The sequence below is a fragment of the uncultured Prevotella sp. genome (assembly GCF_946407605.1).
Lineage (GTDB): Bacteria > Bacteroidota > Bacteroidia > Bacteroidales > Bacteroidaceae > Prevotella.
Window position 1 is genome coordinate 25515 of sequence record NZ_CAMJOS010000027.1, and the last position, 20286, is coordinate 45800.

The 20286-nt window shown below is 48.8% G+C and carries 20 protein-coding genes and 1 tRNA gene; 6 read left to right on the forward strand and 15 right to left on the reverse strand.

Going from position 1 to position 20286, the window contains the following annotated elements:
- Positions 1–5: 5 nt before the first annotated feature.
- From Q0R57_RS11050 to Q0R57_RS11085, 8 genes are all read right to left on the reverse strand, one after another.
- On the reverse strand, positions 6–383 hold the full coding sequence (locus tag Q0R57_RS11050; protein WP_294747434.1) for a hypothetical protein: 378 nt from the start codon (positions 381–383) through the stop codon (positions 6–8).
- Positions 384–428: 45 nt separating this feature from the next.
- Positions 429–977 carry a sigma-70 family RNA polymerase sigma factor gene (locus tag Q0R57_RS11055; RefSeq protein ID WP_294747436.1) on the reverse strand — a complete coding sequence of 183 codons (549 nt, stop codon included), beginning with the start codon at positions 975–977 and terminating at the stop codon, positions 429–431.
- 22 nt (positions 978–999) lie between these two features.
- Entirely contained in the window at positions 1000–2574 is a 1575-nt protein-coding gene (locus Q0R57_RS11060) for a L,D-transpeptidase family protein (protein ID WP_294747439.1), read from the reverse strand.
- Positions 2523–2837: a T9SS type A sorting domain-containing protein gene (locus tag Q0R57_RS11065; RefSeq protein WP_294747442.1), complete on the reverse strand. Its 315-nt coding sequence runs from the start codon at positions 2835–2837 to the stop codon at positions 2523–2525. Before Q0R57_RS11065 ends, Q0R57_RS11060 begins: the two co-directional genes overlap by 52 nt.
- A gap of 77 nt (positions 2838–2914) precedes the next feature.
- Complete coding sequence (locus Q0R57_RS11070; RefSeq protein WP_294747445.1) at positions 2915–3832, reverse strand: ribonuclease Z; 918 nt, start codon at positions 3830–3832, stop codon at positions 2915–2917.
- Between the two features lie 3 nt (positions 3833–3835).
- Positions 3836–4498: a lipocalin family protein gene (locus Q0R57_RS11075; protein WP_294747448.1), complete on the reverse strand. Its 663-nt coding sequence runs from the start codon at positions 4496–4498 to the stop codon at positions 3836–3838.
- Positions 4499–4507: 9 nt separating this feature from the next.
- Complete coding sequence (gene mazG / locus Q0R57_RS11080) at positions 4508–5377, reverse strand: nucleoside triphosphate pyrophosphohydrolase (RefSeq protein WP_294747450.1); 870 nt, start codon at positions 5375–5377, stop codon at positions 4508–4510.
- A gap of 910 nt (positions 5378–6287) precedes the next feature.
- A complete protein-coding gene (locus tag Q0R57_RS11085; RefSeq protein ID WP_294747453.1) occupies positions 6288–7118 on the reverse strand; it encodes an alpha/beta hydrolase fold domain-containing protein in 831 nt (276 codons plus the stop codon).
- 99 nt (positions 7119–7217) lie between these two features.
- Between Q0R57_RS11085 and Q0R57_RS11090 the strand changes: the two genes are divergently transcribed.
- The 3 genes from Q0R57_RS11090 to Q0R57_RS11100 all read left to right on the forward strand — a co-directional run bounded on the left by Q0R57_RS11090 (position 7218) and on the right by Q0R57_RS11100 (position 9857).
- The gene (locus Q0R57_RS11090) at positions 7218–7481 is read left to right on the forward strand and encodes a GlsB/YeaQ/YmgE family stress response membrane protein (RefSeq protein ID WP_294747456.1); all 264 of its coding nucleotides are present in this window, start codon (positions 7218–7220) and stop codon (positions 7479–7481) included.
- Positions 7482–7765: 284 nt separating this feature from the next.
- Positions 7766–9085 carry an agmatine deiminase family protein gene (locus Q0R57_RS11095; protein WP_294747459.1) on the forward strand — a complete coding sequence of 440 codons (1320 nt, stop codon included), beginning with the start codon at positions 7766–7768 and terminating at the stop codon, positions 9083–9085.
- 79 nt (positions 9086–9164) lie between these two features.
- On the forward strand, positions 9165–9857 hold the full coding sequence (locus Q0R57_RS11100) for a hypothetical protein (protein WP_294747460.1): 693 nt from the start codon (positions 9165–9167) through the stop codon (positions 9855–9857).
- Positions 9858–10109: 252 nt separating this feature from the next.
- Here the strand turns inward: Q0R57_RS11100 and Q0R57_RS11105 are convergent.
- Positions 10110–10199 (reverse strand) — tRNA-Ser (locus Q0R57_RS11105).
- Between the two features lie 250 nt (positions 10200–10449).
- Between Q0R57_RS11105 and Q0R57_RS11110 the strand changes: the two genes are divergently transcribed.
- Positions 10450–10932 carry a sigma-70 family RNA polymerase sigma factor gene (locus Q0R57_RS11110; RefSeq protein WP_294747462.1) on the forward strand — a complete coding sequence of 161 codons (483 nt, stop codon included), beginning with the start codon at positions 10450–10452 and terminating at the stop codon, positions 10930–10932.
- A 46-nt stretch (positions 10933–10978) separates the two neighbouring features.
- Positions 10979–11554 carry a hypothetical protein gene (locus tag Q0R57_RS11115; protein ID WP_294747464.1) on the forward strand — a complete coding sequence of 192 codons (576 nt, stop codon included), beginning with the start codon at positions 10979–10981 and terminating at the stop codon, positions 11552–11554.
- Positions 11555–11697: 143 nt separating this feature from the next.
- Here the strand turns inward: Q0R57_RS11115 and uxuA are convergent, their stop codons facing one another.
- The 3 genes from uxuA to yidC are packed head-to-tail and all read right to left on the reverse strand — an operon-like array spanning position 11698 to position 16347.
- Entirely contained in the window at positions 11698–12951 is a 1254-nt protein-coding gene (gene uxuA, locus Q0R57_RS11120; protein ID WP_294747466.1) for a mannonate dehydratase, read from the reverse strand.
- Positions 12952–12975: 24 nt separating this feature from the next.
- On the reverse strand, positions 12976–14439 hold the full coding sequence (locus Q0R57_RS11125; protein WP_294747469.1) for a DUF1846 domain-containing protein: 1464 nt from the start codon (positions 14437–14439) through the stop codon (positions 12976–12978).
- A gap of 27 nt (positions 14440–14466) precedes the next feature.
- Entirely contained in the window at positions 14467–16347 is a 1881-nt protein-coding gene (gene yidC / locus Q0R57_RS11130; RefSeq protein WP_294747472.1) for a membrane protein insertase YidC, read from the reverse strand.
- Positions 16348–16423: 76 nt separating this feature from the next.
- Here yidC and Q0R57_RS11135 point away from each other — a divergent pair, with 76 nt between their 5' ends.
- A complete protein-coding gene (locus tag Q0R57_RS11135) occupies positions 16424–17605 on the forward strand; it encodes a DUF3078 domain-containing protein (RefSeq protein WP_294747475.1) in 1182 nt (393 codons plus the stop codon).
- Here Q0R57_RS11135 and Q0R57_RS11140 read toward each other — a convergent pair.
- Genes Q0R57_RS11140 through Q0R57_RS11150 form a run of 3 tightly spaced genes read right to left on the reverse strand, consistent with a single transcriptional unit; the run spans position 17593 to position 20142 of the window.
- A complete protein-coding gene (locus Q0R57_RS11140) occupies positions 17593–19005 on the reverse strand; it encodes a hypothetical protein (RefSeq protein ID WP_294747479.1) in 1413 nt (470 codons plus the stop codon). The genes Q0R57_RS11135 and Q0R57_RS11140 overlap by 13 nt on opposite strands.
- Before the next feature lie 30 nt (positions 19006–19035).
- Positions 19036–19431, reverse strand: a complete 396-nt coding sequence (locus tag Q0R57_RS11145) for a hypothetical protein (RefSeq protein WP_294747480.1) — start codon at positions 19429–19431, stop codon at positions 19036–19038.
- A 36-nt stretch (positions 19432–19467) separates the two neighbouring features.
- Positions 19468–20142 carry a hypothetical protein gene (locus Q0R57_RS11150; RefSeq protein ID WP_294747483.1) on the reverse strand — a complete coding sequence of 225 codons (675 nt, stop codon included), beginning with the start codon at positions 20140–20142 and terminating at the stop codon, positions 19468–19470.
- Between the last annotated feature and the right edge of the window lie 144 nt (positions 20143–20286).

The window sequence follows — 20286 nt, forward strand, 5'->3', positions numbered from 1 at the left end:
AGTTTTTACATGTCTGCTAGTAGACTTGCATAGATGTCATCATTGTCGAGCATGGCATAGTCTGCGCACTCCTCGAAATAGGAGTCAGAATAGCTGCTAGTAACAACGATGTTGCTCTGAAGATCCTGGGTCTCAGAGGCCTCCTGGTTCAGATGCTGGTAGGTAGCCACTCCAAAGAGTGCAATACATGTGCAGGCTGCTGCATAGAGTAGCGGTCTGAGCGTACGCAGAATGGCGGGCTTGGCTTTCTTCGTCTTCTTTTCTTCTTCAGCGTTAATCTTCTGCATGACTTGCGCTGTGAGCTGATCGAAGTAGCCATCAGGAACCACGAAGGGGTTCCTCGTGCCCATTTTGCTCTTTAAAAATTCTTCTTCGTTCATCATAACTCTCATCGTTTTGTTGTTTTGACGTATCTAGTTGACGATGGTTTAATCGTGTTGCTTGAAAAATTCTGTAATTTTCTTAACGGCAATATGATACGAGGCTTTCAGGCCTCCTTCCGAGGTGCCGAGAATCTTGCTGATGTCGCTATATTTCATCTCGTCGTAGTAGCGCAGCTTGAACACTGTCTTCTGCACATCGGGCAGTTGTTCAATGGCTTCTACCAGTTGTGCCTCGGTCTCGTCGCCGTCAAAGAAGTTGTCGGCCATCAGCTGGTTAGCCAGTCCCATATCCTCGTCGTCGGTGCTTTGCAGCGGATGGTTCTTCTGCTTGCGCACAAAGTCGAGTGCCTCGTTGATGGCAATACGTGATATCCAGGTGAAGAGCTTCGAGTCGCCATGGAACGAGTCGAGCGAGGCCCACGCCTTGAGGAATGCATTTTGCAGCACGTCATTACTATCTTCGTGGGTGATGACGATACGTCGCACCTGCCAATACAGTTGTTCGCTGTATTGTCTTACCATCATCTCGAATCCCCTGCTGCGGGTGCTTTCCGATTTGATGAGTTTTTTCAGTTGCTCGTCGTCAATTTGCATGCTCTTCTATATTACAGATGTTCTATGGAAGGAAAGGCTTAATGGCCTTGTGCACCTGAATATCGTATTCATAGCGATCGGGCCACACCTCAAACACCTTGGTTTCTGGGTTGGGGTAGTATGTGTAGTAGTCTATGCATACTGGTACCTTGGGTGTGACGTCCTTCGAGCTTATCAGTCGTATTTTCTCGTCTTTTATATGCTCTTTGCGGTACTTTTTGCCTTTTTCCGTCTCGGGTTTCATGTCGATTGACAGGCGGATCTTGTCAAGTGTCCACTCGTCAATATCGTCAAGTGTAAACTTCATCAGGTCGAAGGGGCGCTGCACACGCACGCAACCATGCGATATGGTGCGCCGTTCGTTGTTAAAGGCGTTGTGGTTGTTGGTGTCGTGCAGATACACGTCAAACTGGTTGTTGAACCTGAAGATGATTCTTCCCAGAGAGTTCCTGCGGCCGCTGTGCTGTGCCACGCGATAGGCGCCGCTTCTCAGCTGTGCCTTGGTGATGTCCTTGGCTCTGATGGTGTCGCCTGAGCTGCGATGCACAATGAAGTAGTTGTTGCGTGCAAAGTAGGCCGAGTCGCCAGCATGTCCGCTCACCTCGTCGCGCAGTATGGAGCTGGGGATATTCCATTCAGGGTTAAACTGTATGAGCCTGATCTGACTGGTCAGTAGCGGAGTCTTCGTACGCCAGGCGCCGCAGCAGATGCGCATGGAGAACACGCTGTCGGGACCAATGGCCCAGAGCTGCTGCGAGGGTATGTTGACGAATATCTGCTTGTCGTGTTCGGCAGGCTGCTGCACATGTCGCCAGCGCAGACGCTCCATGTTGCAGAGTATGCGCTTGTGCCCATCTTCTGTAGAGTCTTTGGCCAGCTCTTGCTTCAGCAGGGCATACACAGGGTGAGTGCTTTCTGTCTGCTGTAGATATTGCGTGGGCTGCTCGTCGGCAGCGTGGCTCAGCGCCTGCTCTACAAAGTTGCTGTCGGGCTTCTCCAGGTCTATGTCATATATAATACGGTACGCGTTAGCGCCTTTCTTGTCTATATGGTTCAGCACTTTGTGGGGATTCATGAATCCGTAGCGCTGTCCCAGGGCGTAGCGCAGGTAGGCCTTGCTGAGGTTCAGCTCCAGGCGTGCCATAGCCTCGCTGACGCTGGTCTGCGTAGAGTCGAAGTCCAGCTTTCGGAAGTGGCTCACATCGTCTCTGATGTTCTGGGTGAAGAAGGCTGTTGGTGCGAATCCCATCTCCTTGGCCTGACCTTCGATATAGTCGGCCACGCTGCTGGCCTTGGCCAGAAAGGTGGTGTCTTCGCCAACCCACATCCAACTGCCGCCATCCTTGTAGTAGCTGTCAACCATTTTGTCAGCCTGCAATGAATCGTGGTTTGATGCGACGATGCCAAATAAACACTGTTGGGCACTCTGTGCGCTGTCGGCCAGCAACTGCTGACGTTGCAGGTCAGCGAGTTCCTTTTCTGTTGGCGCAGCAAAGTTGTTGCACGAGCAGAACAGGCCTGTAAGAATAAAGCCGAGGATAATGGTTAGCGTAGGGTGACTTTGCGTACGGTTTTGCCTACTTTCAGAATATAGCATCCCTTGGGAAGATTTAGTTCTATACGCTGTGAAGGAGCTTCAATTTTGTATGAGGCGATGGCTTTACCAGTCAAAGAAACGACTTCGAGCACCAGTCCCTGGGCCTCTTGCACGGTGACGCTGTTCTTGTCAACTTTCATGGTAGGCTGTGATTCCTCCACCTGTTCTGCAATGCCCAACTCGTAGACCATGGTTGCGGCCTGTGTGGGGATGCTGAATGTAAACAGGGCTGCTGTTGCCAATATGAGTAGTTTCTTTTGCATACGTTTCGTCAATTTATTTGGCGCAAAGATAGCAAAAAGATTTGAAACTCACAAATATTTTGGCGAAAATGTGCGGTTTAGATGTCAAAAACCATCGTTTCGGCAGTCAGGAAGGTGTTTTCGAATACTTCTTTGGCCTCGTTTAGCAGGATGGTTTCATCTACATAGCGAGCGCTGAAGTGCCCCAGCAGCAGCTTGCCTACTCCAGCATCGCGGGCTACGGTGGCTGCCTGTCGGGCTGTGGAGTGGAAGTATTTGGCGGCGCCGTCTTCCTTGTCGTCGGCGTAGGTACTTTCATGGTACAGGGTATCCACGCCGCGTATCATCTCGTGCAGCTTGGGCATATAGCGTGTGTCCGAGCAGTAGGCATACGAACGGGGTTTGTCGGCGGGTGTCACCAGTTGTTCGTTGGGCACGTATGTGCCGTCGGACAGCGTGTAGCCTTGCCCTGCCTTGATATTGTTGATTTGCGACACGGGGATGTCGTACATCTCAATCATATCGCGCCTGATGTGGGGCGACAGTGGCTTTTCGCGGAATAGGAATCCAGCGCAGGGCATGCGGTGGTCCAGCGGTATGGACTCTACAGTCAGCGAGCGGTCTTCGAATATCACCTGCTGTTTGGTGGTGTCGATGGCGTGAAACTCCACCTTGTAGCCAATGTCGTAGTTGAAGAACATGTCGAGCTGTGCCTTCAGCATGGGTTCCAGTTGCGCTGGTGCATAGACATGCAGCGTGGCGGTGCGTCCCAGCAGTCCGAAGGTGGAGATGAGTCCTATGAGTCCGAAGCAATGGTCGCCGTGCAGGTGCGAAATAAAGATGTGCCCCAGCTTGTTGAACGACAGTCCCGAGCGTCGCAGCTGCAGTTGTGCGCCCTCGCCGCAGTCAACCATAAACAGCTTGTCGCGACAGTCCACCACCTGCATCGATGGCAGGTGGCGTGTGGTGGGCAATGCGCTGCCACAGCCTAAGATATGTACGCGGAATGGTGTCATTCGTTATATTCTGAATTCGTCGTCGTAGCCCTCGTCCAGGTCAATGTCCAGATCTTCATCTTCGTTCTTACTCGGGTGCGAGTATTCGTAGGTGTCTTCCTCGTCGGCGATGACCAGCGAGTCGGCTGTGAGCTTCACAATGCTAAATACCTGAAACTCCTCCATGTCGATGCCGTCCTCGCGGGTGGCCTGTATCTGCAGTTTGCCGTTGAACAGTCGCCACGACTTATACACGATGCTGCTCTGGTCGATGCTCTCAGCCAGTCCGCCGCGCAGAATTCTGATGCCTGTTTCCGAGCTGCCGTCAATGGGGTTGGGCATCACCCAGTCGCCATGCAGCACCGACTTGTTGATGACGAGCAGCGCCTCTGTCGAGTCGGAATTGACCATGACGGCCATCTCGTCGCCTACGGCATAGCCGCCCATCACGCGGTCTTTGTTGCGACATCTCTCCAGGTTCACGGTCAGCGTGTCGCCCGTGTCGGTAATCAGCTGCAGGGTGTTCATGGCCGAGCCTTCGCCGCAGAAGCCATAGACGGTAGAGTCGCGCAGAATGTACTCCACCTTCTCTTCGTTGTAGTCCTGCTGGTTGTCAGCCTGTTGTCCCTTCTTGCCGCAACTGGCGGTCAGCGCCATTGTTGCGATGAAAATCAATATCTTCTTCATATACCTTGTTTATGAATGGTCCTGGTTTGTTTGTTCTGTTTTCTTCGCCTCGTTCCATAGGGCGTCCATCTCTTCGAGTGTCATCTCTGTCAACGGCTTGCCGGCCTTGATAGAGTGCTCCTCAATATAGTTGAAGCGGCTGATGAACTTCCTGTTGGTGCGCTCCAGCGCATTGTCGGGGTTCAGGTGATAGAGGCGGGCAACGTTGATTAACGAGAAGATGAAGTCGCCCAGCTCGTTGGTTGAGGCTTCCTTGTCTTCCTTTGCCAGTTCGGCCTCCAGCTCGCTCAGCTCCTCGTGCACCTTCTGCCACGCGTCCTCCTTTTTCTGCCAGTCGAAGCCCACGTTGCGAGCCTTGTCCTGAATGCGGTAGGCCTTGATGAGCGAGGGTAGGGCAGCGGGCACGCCTGAGAGCACGCTCTTGTTGCCGTCCTTCTCCTTCAGTTTGATCTGCTCCCAGTTCTGCAGCACCTCGTCGGCAGTCTTCGCGTTGGCAAACTGCCTGTCGCTCTGGTCTTCACCATAAGGCAGGGGCTTGGGCTCAGGAGCGCCAACCTGCGAGGGGTGATAGATGTGGGGGTGACGGAATATCAGTTTGTCGGTCTCTGTGTTCAGCACGTCGGCTATGTCGTATTGTCCCTGCTCGGTGGCAATGCGGGCGTAGAAGCACACGTGCATCAGCACGTCGCCCAGCTCCTTCATCGTGTCGTGCACGTCGTTGCGTGCCAACGCGTCACACAGCTCGAAGGTCTCTTCAATGGTGTTTGGTCGCAGACTCTCGTTAGTCTGCTTTTTGTCCCACGGACACTTCTCGCGCAGCTGGTCCAGCACGTCGAGCAGCCTTCCGAAGGCCTTCATCTGTTCTTCTCTTGTATGCATCGTTGTTGTCATATAACTATGCAAAGGTAGTAATAAAATTGGTAAAACACCTACATTTTATTACTTTTAACACGAAAACCATTCACTATAGCGGAAAAATCATTGCCTATAGGGTATTTCATTGTAAGGAATAGACCTTTTACCCCACTAGTGTTCAGTCATATTAAAAATGTTAAAATTTTTTCGCATGTCGCCAATCTGACTCTATTTTGCCGATTAACTTGAGAATATTTTCTCGCTAGTTAAGAAAAAATATTTTTCCCGTGAGGGCGCAATTTTTTATCTACCTATTGAATATATGAAGGTGCTGAATAAAGTTGGGAATATTAAGCATTTTGTAAAATATTCAGCATCATTGTGCTGATGGAAATCGTGACAAATAGCCTCTACAAGATTGGACAATTGACCCTAGATTCTGCTCGAATCGGCTACAAGATGAGCCATTGACCACACATTTCCTTCCATGTGAGGTCAGAATACAGAAATTCTGCGCTGCTGATGTGTGCGCCAAGTATGGGAAAAACATCGGAATTAGGGGTTCGTGCATGTCTTTTGAGGCCTGCGTGAGCGGTAATTTTACACATTCTGTACTTTTTTCGAGGAATGGCATAGAGGGGATAGTCGCTTTTGGAATGTCGTATCTTGTTGATAATCAGTTTTTTAGATGAAATGGTAATGTTGTTTTTGGGGCTTCGTGTTCCAGTTCCAGTTGCTCCAGTTTTATTTTTGGTAGTTCCATCACCCCTATTTCTATATATAACTATTTAATTATTAATTAGTTATAAAGATTATAGAAGGGGTTTTGTCCCTCAAATTTTAATTGGAACAATTGGAACTGGAACGCATTACTCGTTTTTTTTCCTTTTCTCTATAAGGCCTTCCAGCGCCTTGCTAAGTTCGTCGTCTGCACTCACTCAATCACAGCCTTAGCCTTCAGCCATTGAATCATCTGGTTGCTCCAAGTCTCAGTCGTCGTCTTACCTGTCTGCGGCATCAGTTCGTAGGGACCTTTGCCATCGCCATACATGTGCATTTCAGCATTGGCTCCAGCCTTCTTCCACTCCATGAAGAGAGCCACGAGACCTGCTGCCACGTTGGGATGGTCGGCACGGGTCATGATGAGAAGGGGAGGGGCATCCTGCGGCACGGTGACAGGCATCAGCGAGGGGCCGAAGTTGGTGCAGAGGAAGTTGGGACGCTCCATGCTGTCTGCAGACATCGTGGCTGCGATAGCCACTCCTCCGCCAGCCGAGAAGCCTAGGAAGCCAATCTTATCCTTGCTGATATGCCACTCGTCGGCATGTTCTCTCACCATGCGGATGGCAGCCTTGGCATCCTGTGCTGCGAGTTGGATGATGGAGTCACCACTGGCCGTATGCATCGGATTGGCATCGGCCTGAGGGAACGCTTCTGGATGCGTCACATCCACCGTCGGCGGCATTTTCATGCCCTGTGGCATCTGTCCTTTATTGAGATGGTAGCGCAGGCCAATGGCGGCAATGCCGTGCTCATTCAGAAACGAGGCCATCTTCACCACGTCGCTCTCCCACGACAGCCATCGCATGGCACCGCCAGGACATAACACGACAGCGCATCCGTTAGGCTGTTGGGGCAGGTAGACCTCAATCATCGGCTTGTCCTTCTCGTCGTCAGAGGCACTTGCCGTTGGCAGGATATACTGCTTTTGTGCCCCTACAGCCAGAGGCAGGAAAAGCATACAGAATAAAGCGAGTCTCTTCATAGATTTTCTGTTGTCCATCTTAATAATTTGTAAAGTTGGATGCAAAGATACAAATATTATAGAAAAAATGACTATCTTTGCAAATAAAATTGGAGAAATATGTTAGAACACATTGCAGATTTCACGGCATGGCCGATACTTACGGGTATTTGTATCGGCTACATTGCCAACCGTATCATGAGTGGCGAGGGCAAAGGATGTTGCATGAACCTTGTCGTCGGCATCATTGGCAGTTATGTAGGCACTTTCATCAGCCATATCCTAAGCATTGAACTGCTTGGCAAAGGCTATCTCACCAATTTCGTGTTTTGCGTTATTGGTGCCGTAGCATTCCTTTGGATCTGGAAGAAACTGTTTGATTAAGCAAATTGGTCACGGTCACAGCTGTGACCATGTGACCGTAAACAGTTTCGTACACAATTGATAAACGCATCCTTAAAAAATGTAAATCGTCCTTTTTCTGCTATATAATTATTATTCTTTTAACAGGGTTTACCCCTGTATATTTTTATATCAATTATATAATTAAATAATTGATAATCAATCAGTTAAACTATGTTATTGCATTGGCTTTTTCTGCCTTAAAAATTTGGTTCGATAGCATAATTGTCCTATCTTTGCACTCACATTTCTAAAACAGCATAGGTATGGAAAAGTTTCTTTTAGACCCAACAGCTCCAGAAGCATTAACTTCTGAAGTGATGCACAAAGTAGTCTTAAATGGCATTGATTTTGAACTCCCAGAAAACATCTGGGATGCCATTGATGATGCGTTCGGTAATTACTGGAATGTTGAAGTTGGATATGGATGCTGGCCTGATTTCAATTCTGCTGTTAGATCTATCTCTAACTGGTTGCGAAAGGAACATATTATCTTTCCATTAGATAAGATTTCAACTATCGTGACTGTTATGTTTGACTGGATAGAGCAGGTTCCTGGGGCTACTCTTGATGATAGCGAAGTTGTTATCCCCCATAGCTGCGAAGATTTTGAGCGAATCCGTCAGAAGATTAAGAAACAAGAGCAGATGCTGATGCAAGAACTGTCTGCCGAGTTTGCCCCACAGTTTAATGACACAATGACCAACTTCGTGTATATCTCCGACAAGTTAAAGGAATTCTATCCAAATGTATATTCACGTTTAACCAAACTATTCGATGAGATGGAAATTGAATGGGGCGAGGTTAAGGGAACGAAGGATATCTGGATACGTGACTATATGCCCATCCAATTGTCAAATGACCGATTCCTTGTCTATAAATATGATCCAGACTATCTGAAAGATTCAGGAGAGAAATATCTCACAGATTCATACGCAATGTCCAAAAGCGTACTTCATAATTGTCAAAAGTTAGATTCTAGTATCACATTGGATGGAGGGAATGTAGTTACGTGTGCAGGTCATCGAATACTTACTGATAAGGTCTTTCAAGAAAACGGGAAACCAATATATGATCCAGTATTTTGTAGGTGCTTATTTGAAGCCCTTGATTCTGATATTATTTTCCTGCCTTGGCATTGTGACAATCCACACGAGCCTAATGCAGATGTGTATGGACACGCAGATGGTCTTATACATTGGACTGGTGATAACAGAGTCTTGATGTCTAATCATCGCGATTTTTTTCCAGAAGAGGCAGATGAGGTTAAAAGGCGATTAGAAGCTGTCGGATTCGAGGTGAAAGAAATGCTGTTTGATGTGCCAAATCCAAATAGAGACTTCAATTGGGCATATATCAACTATCTTGAAGTGGGAAACAAAATCATTGTGCCTACATTTGGAATACCAGAGGATGAGCAAGCTTTAAAGTATATCAGAGAGGCTAACCCTGATAGCATTGTTCGAGGTTTCCGCATGAGGGATATTGTCAGAAATGGTGGAGCACTTCATTGCATTACATGGAACATCAAGAAATCGGAATTACCCTTCGAACCAGAGGAACATAATTCGATTTTACCATTTTGATATTGCTTTTTCAGAAAATATTTGTAATTTTGCAAAATGAAGTACAGATTGATTATCTAACTTTCAACTTTCTATTATTATGAGTAAACTGATAGAACAACTTATAAAGTTTCAAGATTCAAGAAGAAATAATAGTGAAGATCTTGAAATATCATTCGAGAAATTGGCAAAGTATTTATTGTATGGAGGCCATTTCCATTGTAGTGAACGATACTATCTCTATATCACAAGTGTAGAATTCTATTATCATGAAGAAATAGGTGACAACGATAAACGTATTGTTGACCCAATTATGTATCATCGGAATGTTAAGGATAAGCCTGTTGTGCCGTATCTTAATGTTGGAACCCTTTACCCTCATTGGTCAGGAGTTGATATTACATTTGAAGATGACAAATCTCATTATCGTGCATCTGCCTTGATTCGTTCATATAGAGTTGTTCAATTAAAGCCTGAACGTTTAGAATTAAAAGAAAGTGATTTGTCAACATACGTTTATGATTATCTATTTGATGGTCTATCAGTTGATAAGGAAAAAACAACAATTGATTGGATAGACGATAAAGTGTTGTTCTTAGATTGTAAGGTAAATGCATACAAACGAAAGAATGTCAACTTATTTAAGTATAATTACGAGAAAACGGACGAAGAGCCATCATCAAAGCATGATAATGAATTCATTAAGATAAAGAACAAACAAGATTCTCGATGTTGGAGATTTGTAAAAGAAGGAAGCGTTTTTGATAGGGAATACGTATTCAAATTAAAATAAATAGTAAACATTGGGATTTACGGGCTCGGAGGATGTGATCACTTTCTCCCCGGGCCAGGGCGTTGCACAAGATTACAATGAGGCAGTAAAATGGCTTAAGTTAGCAGCAGAAAAAGGGAATAAGGAAGCAATAGAAGCGCTTAAGACTATAGAAGAGAATAATAAGAAATAGAAGTACACACCGAACCCCTTCTGTTTATGGATGCGATAAAAAAATAGAGAAGCCTTAAGCTTCTCTATTTATACGTTTCTTGGCGGAAGGTGAGGGATTCAAACCCCCGATACCCATAAGGGTATACCGGATTTCGAGTCCAGCGCGATCGATCACTCTGCCAACCTTCCAGTTGTGGGAATAAAGGGTCGTTTTATTCGGGTTGCAAAGGTACGAAGAATATTTTTATCCACCAAATAATACATGAGATTTTTTGAAATAGACCTTGATAATTGGTCTTTTCTTTGTGTATTTGCCCAAGAATCACTACATTTGCAGAGGAATTGAGCACGAGGTGCGAAAAAAATGAAAAATTTTTGTGATTTCCTGTAATTTTTAGATAGCTTCTTGCATCTAAAGGATAAAAACATCAGAAAAAAGATGAAACAAGAAGAGTATTTTACCCAACTGGTGCGAGAGCACAAGAGCACAATCTACACCGTGTGTTATATGTTCTCGCAGGATGAGGAGGAGGTTAACGACCTCTTTCAGGAAACGCTCATCAACATGTGGAAGGGCATTGACAGCTTTCGTGAAGAGAGTAAGATTAGCACGTGGATTTATCGTGTGGCCCTGAACACATGCTTGCTGCAGGAGCGTAAGAAGAAACGTCAGGTGGCTAAGGTGCCGCTGACGATGGATGTGAACTTTTTCCAGGACGACGATGCCAACGCCGCTCAGGTGAGAATGCTACACCAGCGCATCGGTAAACTGGGATTGGTGGACAGGGCCTTGGTGATGATGTGGCTGGAAGGCATGAGCTACGACGAAATCGGCGCCGTGATGGGTATCTCGGCACAGAACGTGGGAGTGAAGCTGTTTCGCATCAAGGAGAGTCTGAAAAAGGCGAACAGTGATGAGTGAATGGTGAAGGGAGAAATGAAAAAGAAAAAACAAAAAATACAGGAATATGGAAGAGATGAATTTTGAGGAGATGCGCAATCAGTTTGCCATTCTCAAGGAGCAGTTGAAGAAGCAGGAGATTGTGAGCGACCGCCTGCTGCGTGAGACGATGAAGGCCAATAGAAGCAAGATTAACAGTACGAAGCGTATGTGCTATGTATGTGCTGCCGTGGCTATACTCGTGACACCTCTGAACTACTACACCCACGCCTGGGGCTTGGTGTTCAGTATCGCTACCTGCTTGATGATGCTTTTATGCGCCGTGGCTACCTATTATATCCACAAGCCTGTGGACAACCTGAACTTTATGAGGGATGACTTTGCAACGGTGGCCCGCGTGATGGCAAGATTTAAGAAGCATTATGACATGTGGTTGTACTACTGCTCGCCTACAATAGGAATTCCCTGGCTGATATGGGCTTGCTACGAGTTTGCATGGAAGAACGCACCAGAAGGTGTTAACCCCTGGGGTTTGACGATCCCCGTGATAGTGGGTGCTGTGGTAGGTTTCTTGATTGGTATTTATTATCACTTCAAGGCCGTGAATGCAGCGAAAGATATTCTTGCGGAGATTGAAGGGTAATTAATGGTGAAGGCTGCGAGTAAGCGAGAACAATGACAAACTTGTTTGATTATTGTCGAGCGAGAGCAGACTAGACCGAAGGTCAAGGGTGAAAAGAGAAAGGTGAAGGGGCATCCTTCACCTTTCACTATTTTTGATCAAATTCAATCAAAGAATCCGGGTTGTTTGTATTCGATACCCAGCTCGCGGTCAACGGTGGCGAGGATGCCCTGCACCTGGCCGAGGGCAAACATACGGCCGAGTAGGGTATAGCCAGCGTTGTGGCCGTGGCTGCTTTCGTCGAGGATGCCGCCAGGCTCATCGGTAAAGGTCATACCGTGATCCACACGCATGGGCAGCTCTGGATTCTCTTTCTCGAAGATGCGTGCCAGCTCGATGAGGTCGGCACGTCCGCCCAGGTGACTGGCTTCTGTGAAGTCGCCGTTGGGGAAAATGTGGCACGAACGGAGATGCACGAAATGGGTGCGCGAGGCAAACTTCTTAGCCAGGTCGACCACATTATTGTAGGCGCCTGCCGAGAGTGAACCAGCACAGAAGGTGAGTCCGTTGTGCTTGTTGGGCACGGCGTTGAGGAACCACTGGATATCCTCCTCTGTACGCACGATGCGAGGCAGTCCGAGAATCTCGATAGGGGGATCGTCGGGGTGCACGCACATGTTCATGTTGTACTCCTCGCAGGTAGGCATAATGGCTTCGAGGAAATATTTCATGTTTTCGCGCAACTGTTTCTTGTCTATTCCCTTATAGAGGTCGAGGAACTCGCGGAATTTCTGGATGGGTGCCTCGTCTTTCTCGCTGAAGTTGCCGCTGACGAAGCCCTGGGTCTTGATGATGATATTCTCTACCAGCTTGTGGTCCTTCTCAGGCGTCATGGTCTTGGCCAGCTCGTCGCATTCGGCCAGCACGTTGCGGCCCTGACCCCAGCCCTCTGGGAACTGGAACTTGGCCCACTCCTCGCGCGCGCCCTCGCGCTTGAGAATATAGATGTCGAAGTAGGCAAACTCGGCGTAGTTGAAATAGAGATTGGTAGCACCATTGGGGTTGTTGTGGAACAAGTCAGTACGGGCCCAGTCCAGCACAGGCATGAAGTTATAGCAGATGCAATGGATGCCTTCGGCCGAGAGGTTGCGCAGGCTCTCTTTATAGACCTCGATCTGATGGTCGCGGTCTGGGCCGCCATATTTGATGGTCTCTACAACGGGCAGGCTCTCTACGACGCTCCATCGCATGCCGTAGCTCTCGATATACTCACGCAGGTCGCGAATCTTCTCGCGGGTCCATACTTCGCCCAGGGGTACGTCGTGCAATGCAGTAACGATGCCCTCGACGCCGATTTGTCTCAGCATGGCAAGTGTGATCTTGTCCTTCTTGCCAAACCATCTCCATGTTCTTTCCATAGTCTTGAGTTTTGAGTTTCGGGGTTATTTCTTACGCACGGGGTCGCAGGTCAGTCCGCAACCCAGTTTCTTGAATATCTTACGGTCTACCTCGGAGAGCATGACGGTAGAGTGGACCTGACAGCCACGTAGACGGGGCAGCTGGGCCAGGGCGTTGCGACATTGCTCATCGTCCTTGGACAGTACGCTGAGGGCTACCAGCACCTCGTCGGTATGCAGTCGGGGGTTCTTGCCACCCAGGTATTCTATCTTGGTCTTCTGGATAGGTTCGATCATGCTCTGGGGAATAAGTTTCACCTCGTGGTTGATGCCTGCCAGATGCTTGGTAGCGTTGAGCAGCAAGGCTGCGCTACAGCCCAGCAGGGGCGAAGACTTTGAAGTAATGATGGTGCCGTCTTCCAGCTCCATGGCGGCAGCGGTATGCTCGGTAAGCTCCTGCTTGGCCTGAGCAGCTACGGTGACGCGGCGGTAGGCTGTGGTGATCTTGGCCTGATTGAAGAGCATCAGAATCTTATTGACCTCGCGTTCGTTGTCAGCACCATCGGCCAGTTTATTGGTAGCGTCGTAGTAGCGACGGATAATCTCCTCGCGTGAAGCGTTGCAGCATACCTCGTCGTCAGAGATGCAGAAGCCCACCATGTTGACGCCCATGTCTGTGGGGCTCTTATAGGGGTTCTCGCCGTAGATGCCCTCGAACAGGGCGTTGAGCACGGGGAAGATCTCGATGTCGCGGTTGTAGTTGACGGCAATCTTATCGTAAGCCTCCAGGTGGAACGGGTCAATCATGTTCACGTCGTTCAAGTCTGCTGTAGCGGCCTCGTAGGCAATATTTACAGGATGCTTCAGAGGCAAGTTCCATACAGGGAAGGTCTCGAACTTAGCATAGCCAGCACTCACACCGCGCTTGTTCTCGTTGTAGAGCTGACTGAGGCATACAGCCATCTTGCCAGAACCAGGACCAGGGGCGGTTACGATGACCAGCTCGCGCGAAGTCTCCACATAGTCGTTCTTGCCGAAACCCTCGTCAGAGGCTATGAGCTCCACGTTGTGGGGATAACCGTCGATGAGGTAGTGCACGTAGGATTTGATGCCCATGCGCTCCAGGCGATGGCGGAACTGATCGGCGGCGTTCTGGCCGTTGTAGTGGGTGATGACCACCGAGCCTACCATGAAGTCGCGGTTCATAAATTCCTCGCGCAGGCGCAGCACATCTTCGTCGTAGGTGATGCCCAGGTCGGCACGTACCTTGTTCTTCTCGATATCCTCAGCGCTAACTACGATGACAATCTCCAGTTGGTCGCGCAGCTGGGCAAACATGCGCAGCTTGCTGTCGGGCTTGAAGCCGGGGAGCACGCGTGAGGCGTGATGGTCGTCGAAGAGCTTGCCGCCCAGTTCCAGATAGAGTTTACCGTCGAACTGGGCAATGCGCTCGCGGATATGTTCTGACTGAATCTTCAGATATTTCTCGTTGTCGAATCCTATTTTCATCGTTCTATGGTTGTGTTGTGGGGATTGTTATTTTCTGTTCTGTTGCTGCTTCTGAATCTCGGCGGCACGCTTCTGCATCTCCTCGAGACGTGCGGCCAGGCCGCTCATCTTCTTGGGGTTGTTCTGGTTCTCCTTGTATTTAGCCTCGAGGATAGCAAGCAACTTAGCATCGTCGGTGGTCTTACGCAACGTCCACATAATGGCAGCTGAGAAGAACAGGGAGATGAAGTAGTAGAAGTTAAGACCGCTGGAGTAGTCGTTGAACATGAAGAAGAACATCAGAGGCATGATGTACATCATCCACGACATCATCTTCATCTGCTCGGCTTGTTGACCAACCATCTGGTCGCGCTGTTGGCGCATGGTCATGTATGAGTAGAGCAGGTTGCTGACGCAGAACAGCACGCAGGTGAGCGACAGGTGGTCGCCAATGCCCCAGATGTTGAAGCCCCACTCGAAGATAGGATCATAGGTGGAAAGGTCGTCCATCCACAGGAACGACTCGCGGCGCAGCTGGATGGCGTTAGGCACGAAGTTGAACATGGCAATCCAGATAGGCATCTGGATGAGCATGGGCAGACAGCCACCCAGGGGTGATACACCATATTTTGAATACAGCGCCATCATGGCCTGCTGTTTCTGCATCTGATCTTCGGGTTTATTGAACTCTTTGGTAGCCTCGTCGAGTTTCGGCTTCAGCACGCGCATCTTGGCACTCGACATATAGCTCTTCTTCACCATTGGGAATGTGATGGCCTTGAGCAGCAGGGTGATAAGGATGAGCACGATACCCATGGGCAGACCCAGCTTGGTGAGCCAGTCGAAGACGTAGAGTGTGAACCAGCGGTTGATGAAACGGAACAGGGGCCATCCCAGATAGACCAGTTTCTCCATCTCAAGGTCCTTGCCAAAGGTGCTCTGCTCCTCCACATTCTGGATGAGACGGAAATCGTTGGGACCAAGGAACATCTCAAACTCAGAGGGCTGCAGACCTGTAGGGTCGAACTTGGTAGTGAGGCGAGCCTCGTAGTTTTTCAGAATGCGTGTGCTCTTGTCAAGCGGCGTGCTGGTGAGTTCGGCACCAGCGTTGAAGCCATCCTTCGAGATGAGCACGGCAGAAAAATACTGGTTCTTGAAAGCCACCCAGTCGATGGCCTCCTCGATGGTCTCTTTCTTGTCAGAGGTCTCGTTCAGATAGTCGGTACCACCATCGTGGAACTTATAGGTGAGAGCCGAGCGATAGTTTTCAAACGAAAAACCCTTTTCCTGCTGATGACAAGAGTCCTGCCACTGGATAACCACCTCCTTGCTGGTGGGATCGAGCTGTCCAGCCAGACCTACTGCCTGCATAGAGAAATGGAGCAGATAGTCAGGCCCCAGCGTGTACTTGAACACTAACGAACCATTGCCCAGAGCCTGAGCAGTCATGATGAGTGAGCCGTCGGCATCGACAGACTCGGTAAAGTTCAGGTCCTGTGTGTTGATATACTTGTTGACGCTCTTCAGCACAAAGTTCATCTGCTGACTCTGGCCGTCAAACAGCGTGATGCCGTAATTGTTCAACGTGTCCTTATGACCAATGATGCGAGCGCTGGCAATAGTGCCGCCCTTGGTGTTGAATGCCAACTCGAGCGAGTCGTTCTTGAGCACCACCAGACGGTTGGGACCTGCCACAGAGTCGTTGAGGGCAGGGAAGAAGAGGTCGGTGGAGTCGGCCACCACAGCGGGCTGTGGCAGACTGCTATCCTGCTGGGCGGTTTTGGCTGCTTGTTGTTGCTTGACTGCTGCAATGCTGTCCTGCTGATGGTTGTAGGCATCGATTTGCTCTTGCGACGGGGTGTTCAGATACGAGAAAAGTATGAGCACCACAGCGATGAGGCTGAATCCTATTAATGTGTTTCTGTTCATTATTTATGATTTTTTACTACTTTTTCTAAAACAAGGTGCAAAGTTACAAAAAAAAATCTTAACTTTGCACGCAGTTATGAGAAAATTTGCATTATTTATGGTAGCGGCATTTGCGCTAGGCGCCAGTGCCGCAGGAAGAGTGGATTTGAAGAACGGGCAGTATTATCGTCTTTTTGCTCCGTTGACGTTCTATCATTCGGTTGCTGGTAGTCAGCTGTCGATAGCCTCGGAAGACCCTGATGAGGTGAGCGGTGCCATTGACCAGGCGCTGATGCACGTGTACTTGAACCGTCCGGACTTGGTACAGGTGACACAGAGCGAACAGGAAGAAGCAGGACCGCTGCGCATGGACATCATTGAACAGACGGTGGTACAGCAGGATGTGGAGATGGCAGAACAAAGTGTTCCCATGCCCGAGATTGCTGAAGACAAGCCTGTGGAGGTAGTCATAGAAAAACCTAATTTCTGGAAATATAAAGGCGACGGCTACTTGCAGTTTATGCAGAACTATGTGTCGGGCAACTGGTATAAAGGCGGTGAGAACAATTATGCCGCTGTGGCTAGCCTGACACTGGAGGCTAACTACGACAATAAGTCGAAATGGAAGTGGGAGAATAAGTTGGAGTTGAAACTCGGTTTCCAGACATCTCCCTCGGATACCGTCCATCGCTTTAAGACCAACGAAGACCTCATCCGTTATACGGGAAAGGTAGGACTGCAGGCTGCCAACAGATGGTACTACACCTTGCAGCTGCTGGCTTATACGCAGTTTACACAAGGTCACAAAGCCAACAACGAAAACACCTTTTCAGACTTTATGTCGCCCTTCAACTTGAGTGTCGGTCTCGGTATGGATTATAAGGTGGAATGGCTCAACAAGAAGCTCACGGGTACCATCAACATGTCGCCCCTGGCTGTTAACTACCGCTATGTGGACCGTACCGCACTCGCAGCCAGCTTTGGTGTGGAGACAGATAAGCACACCCACTCGCTGACCGACTTCGGTTCGCAGCTAACGGCTTCGCTCACATGGGTCATGAATGATAATGTAACGTGGAAATCAAGAATATACGGATTTACCAGCTACAAACGTGCTGAGATAGAGTGGGAAAACACGTTCACGTTGAAGGTGTCGAAATACATTTCGGCAAACCTATTCCTGTTCCCACGTTTCGACGATTCCAACAACTGGGACGAGGAATTGGGATATTGGCAGTTTAAGGAATACTCGTCGCTGGGCTTCACCTACACGTTCTGAACATCGTGCTCGGTGGTGTCGGGAAGGCTCTGGAAATGGCGTTCTATGTCCTCCAGTTCTTTCTCGTAGACCTTGTCCAGATGGCGACGGATAAACTCCTCACGTAAATTAATTAGGAAAGAACCGTCTTGAATGGCGCGGGTGGCTGTCACCATTAGTCCACCCACGTCAACACGTGTCCAGTCTTCAGTAATAGTGGTGAAGGTGAGGTTAGATGCTGCTGCCAGCATGTTTGATAACGAAAGAATCTTTCTGGTGCGGGCATCATAGAACTCGCGCGGACCATCGGTCTCAGGGTTGTACATATAGCCATGGAGCAGACCGATGGCCATATTGATAATCAGGGGAATGGCGGCCTGCTGTCCGATAATGGTGATGTCGCGCATTGCGGCCAACTCGGAGAACTGTGCCTTGTAGAGGTCGCCTACCATCTCGGGAGAAAATGCCTGAGTAACAGGTGCTAGCAGGTCGGGGGCATCTTCTCCGTTGGACACTCGGTGACGGGCATACTGTGCATAGACGGCAGCCGGTAGGCGGAGCCAGTCTTTCTTCACACTTTTGAAGGCATCAGAGAAGACAGTGGTGGTGTTGACAGTCTCGCCACTCATCTCATCAATGGTCTTGAAGTTGCTACCTGTCTTGGTGCCGGTAATATTGTTAACGATGCCGAAAATCCAGTTCATGGCATCGTTGTTGAAGGTCTTTTCTACGTCGCGGTCTTTATCCTGCAGAATATCCTCCCACGACTTCTCACCCTCGGGCACCTCCTCGGCATCCCATTCTGCCTCTTCCTGAAACTCGCGGTTGGCCTCGTCAATGACTGACAGCTGTCGCTCGTCAGGGTTGGCTTGTGTTTCAAGCATGGCAATGGCAGATGGAGAGAGGGCAGCGAGCACCTTTCCTGACTTGCCCAGATAGCCTGCAATCTTGGGCATCATCATCCAACGGGCAGTCTGAATGCTGGCGGCAATAGATAGAAAGGCGATGTCGCGCTTGCTGAGTCCAGTGAGTTTTGCAAACTGTTCGTTGATGCGCTTGGCATCGGCTTTCGCACCTGCTATCTCATCGATACTGAGCAGGTCTTCGATGGTGACATCAAGGATACTATCATCTTGGGCAGCACGCTCTTCGAGCGACTGCCAAGAAGGGATATCTTCTGTGGGAATCTGTTTCGTGGGTTTGTCGGAGACAGGATAATGGTGCTCTTTTGGCAACTCAACACCTTCGTCCTCAGCTAGTTGTTTGGCACGTTGTTTCATCTGCTCCAGCTGTTGTCCCATGCGGTCCAGCTGCTGGTGGTGACTATCGTTCTGTTTCTGCAGACGGGCAAGGTCGTCCTCTTGCATCTTCATCACGCTGAGGGTCTTTTTCTCGTCGTCGGTATATGTTGTCTCAGACATAGGGCTTGTTATGGATTTTTAGTTACTTAGTTATTTCTTTTTCTTACTTTTCTCAATACGTCGAAGTGTTTCTTCGAGGAAGTCAACGGTTTCCTGAAGGTTCTTGCGCTGTGCCTCGTTCTCATTGCACTCCTGTTCCATCTTCTTGATAATGGCCTGCTGCTTGGCAATGATGTTGCGCTTCATCATCTCCATCTCCACACGCTGCCGCTCTTTATGCTTCATATAGACATAGAGGATTCGCCCGCCCAAAGTCAGAGGGTGGGCGAAGAAAAGCCAGTTCCAGGGGTCAGAGAAGAAACCCTTGATGCCCGATTTGTAACCGAGCTGTGTCTTGAGTACTTCGTTGACACTGTTCTTCGGATCTTTCAACATCGTATCGGCCACCTTGATGGCGGTACGATAATATGCTTTGATATCCTTCATGTCAGTTGATTTAGGTTTTACGAGGGGTAGGGTACTTTAGGGTTCTGCTTCCTCCTGCTGTTCCTTCGTAGGAGTGATGGCTCTAAGTACGCTTACAACACTTTCATTTTCAATCCATGAGAAGCCGTCCATGCTAATGGCCGTACGGTATTTGCGGCGAATGTCCTCGTCTTTAGGCAGACGACGGGATATTTCACGTTCGTGGGCTTTGATGATCTCACCATTATAAGAAAAGTAGAAATGGGGGAATACGGGGAACTTATAGTCTTCCTCAGTATTAAGATCTACGCTCGAGGTACTGATCATGTCGCCAGAGAACGACGGAATGGCGTTGATGTTCACATTATTACGCAACTGGGCGTTGTAGGCATCCATATCGAAGATGTCGATACGGTAAACGCAGTTGCCACCAACAGAATCGACAAGATAGGCCAACTGGTTGTTGATGTTCACATAAGTACGGTCGTCAAACTCCACGGCGGCAATATTATCCATATTGGCTTCCATCGTGTATTCGTCTTTCAGATAGACCAAAGTGCTGTTCTTCAGGAACACATTGGTGAGCGACTGCTTGATCTTCTGACCGGTTTTCAACGTGATGGTAGATGGTTTGAACTGACGATAAAGGGTGAGTCGTGTGGTGCGCTGCTGGGCAAAAGAACCCAACGATATGGCGACCATCAATACGGCGATAATAATCTTCTTGCTCATAGTTTCAGTCTGGTATTCTTGATTGATATTTAATTGATATTTAATTGATATTTAAAAAGCCCATCGATTCCATAATCAATGAGCCTTCGTTTTTGCGGTGCGTACGAGATTCGAACTCGTGACCTCCTGCGTGACAGGCAGGCA

Bases quoted from the DNA above. Each gene is read 5' to 3' on its own strand.
- mazG (WP_294747450.1), bottom strand. From the start codon at position 5,377: ATGCATACAAGAGAAGAACAGATGAAGGCCTTCGGAAGGCTGCTCGAC.
- Q0R57_RS11125 (WP_294747469.1), bottom strand. From the start codon at position 14,439: ATGAAAATAGGATTCGACAACGAGAAATATCTGAAGATTCAGTCAGAA.
- Q0R57_RS11140 (WP_294747479.1), bottom strand. From the start codon at position 19,005: ATGTCTGAGACAACATATACCGACGACGAGAAAAAGACCCTCAGCGTG.
- Q0R57_RS11095 (WP_294747459.1), top strand. From the start codon at position 7,766: ATGGAAAAGTTTCTTTTAGACCCAACAGCTCCAGAAGCATTAACTTCT.
- Q0R57_RS11110 (WP_294747462.1), top strand. From the start codon at position 10,450: ATGAAACAAGAAGAGTATTTTACCCAACTGGTGCGAGAGCACAAGAGC.
- Q0R57_RS11060 (WP_294747439.1), bottom strand. From the start codon at position 2,574: ATGCTATATTCTGAAAGTAGGCAAAACCGTACGCAAAGTCACCCTACG.
- Q0R57_RS11065 (WP_294747442.1), bottom strand. From the start codon at position 2,837: ATGCAAAAGAAACTACTCATATTGGCAACAGCAGCCCTGTTTACATTC.
- Q0R57_RS11100 (WP_294747460.1), top strand. From the start codon at position 9,165: ATGAGTAAACTGATAGAACAACTTATAAAGTTTCAAGATTCAAGAAGA.
- Q0R57_RS11115 (WP_294747464.1), top strand. From the start codon at position 10,979: ATGGAAGAGATGAATTTTGAGGAGATGCGCAATCAGTTTGCCATTCTC.
- Q0R57_RS11085 (WP_294747453.1), bottom strand. From the start codon at position 7,118: ATGAAGAGACTCGCTTTATTCTGTATGCTTTTCCTGCCTCTGGCTGTA.
- Q0R57_RS11135 (WP_294747475.1), top strand. From the start codon at position 16,424: ATGAGAAAATTTGCATTATTTATGGTAGCGGCATTTGCGCTAGGCGCC.
- Q0R57_RS11145 (WP_294747480.1), bottom strand. From the start codon at position 19,431: ATGAAGGATATCAAAGCATATTATCGTACCGCCATCAAGGTGGCCGAT.
- Q0R57_RS11075 (WP_294747448.1), bottom strand. From the start codon at position 4,498: ATGAAGAAGATATTGATTTTCATCGCAACAATGGCGCTGACCGCCAGT.
- Q0R57_RS11050 (WP_294747434.1), bottom strand. From the start codon at position 383: ATGATGAACGAAGAAGAATTTTTAAAGAGCAAAATGGGCACGAGGAAC.
- uxuA (WP_294747466.1), bottom strand. From the start codon at position 12,951: ATGGAAAGAACATGGAGATGGTTTGGCAAGAAGGACAAGATCACACTT.
- Q0R57_RS11090 (WP_294747456.1), top strand. From the start codon at position 7,218: ATGTTAGAACACATTGCAGATTTCACGGCATGGCCGATACTTACGGGT.
- yidC (WP_294747472.1), bottom strand. From the start codon at position 16,347: ATGAACAGAAACACATTAATAGGATTCAGCCTCATCGCTGTGGTGCTC.
- Q0R57_RS11055 (WP_294747436.1), bottom strand. From the start codon at position 977: ATGCAAATTGACGACGAGCAACTGAAAAAACTCATCAAATCGGAAAGC.
- Q0R57_RS11070 (WP_294747445.1), bottom strand. From the start codon at position 3,832: ATGACACCATTCCGCGTACATATCTTAGGCTGTGGCAGCGCATTGCCC.
- Q0R57_RS11150 (WP_294747483.1), bottom strand. From the start codon at position 20,142: ATGAGCAAGAAGATTATTATCGCCGTATTGATGGTCGCCATATCGTTG.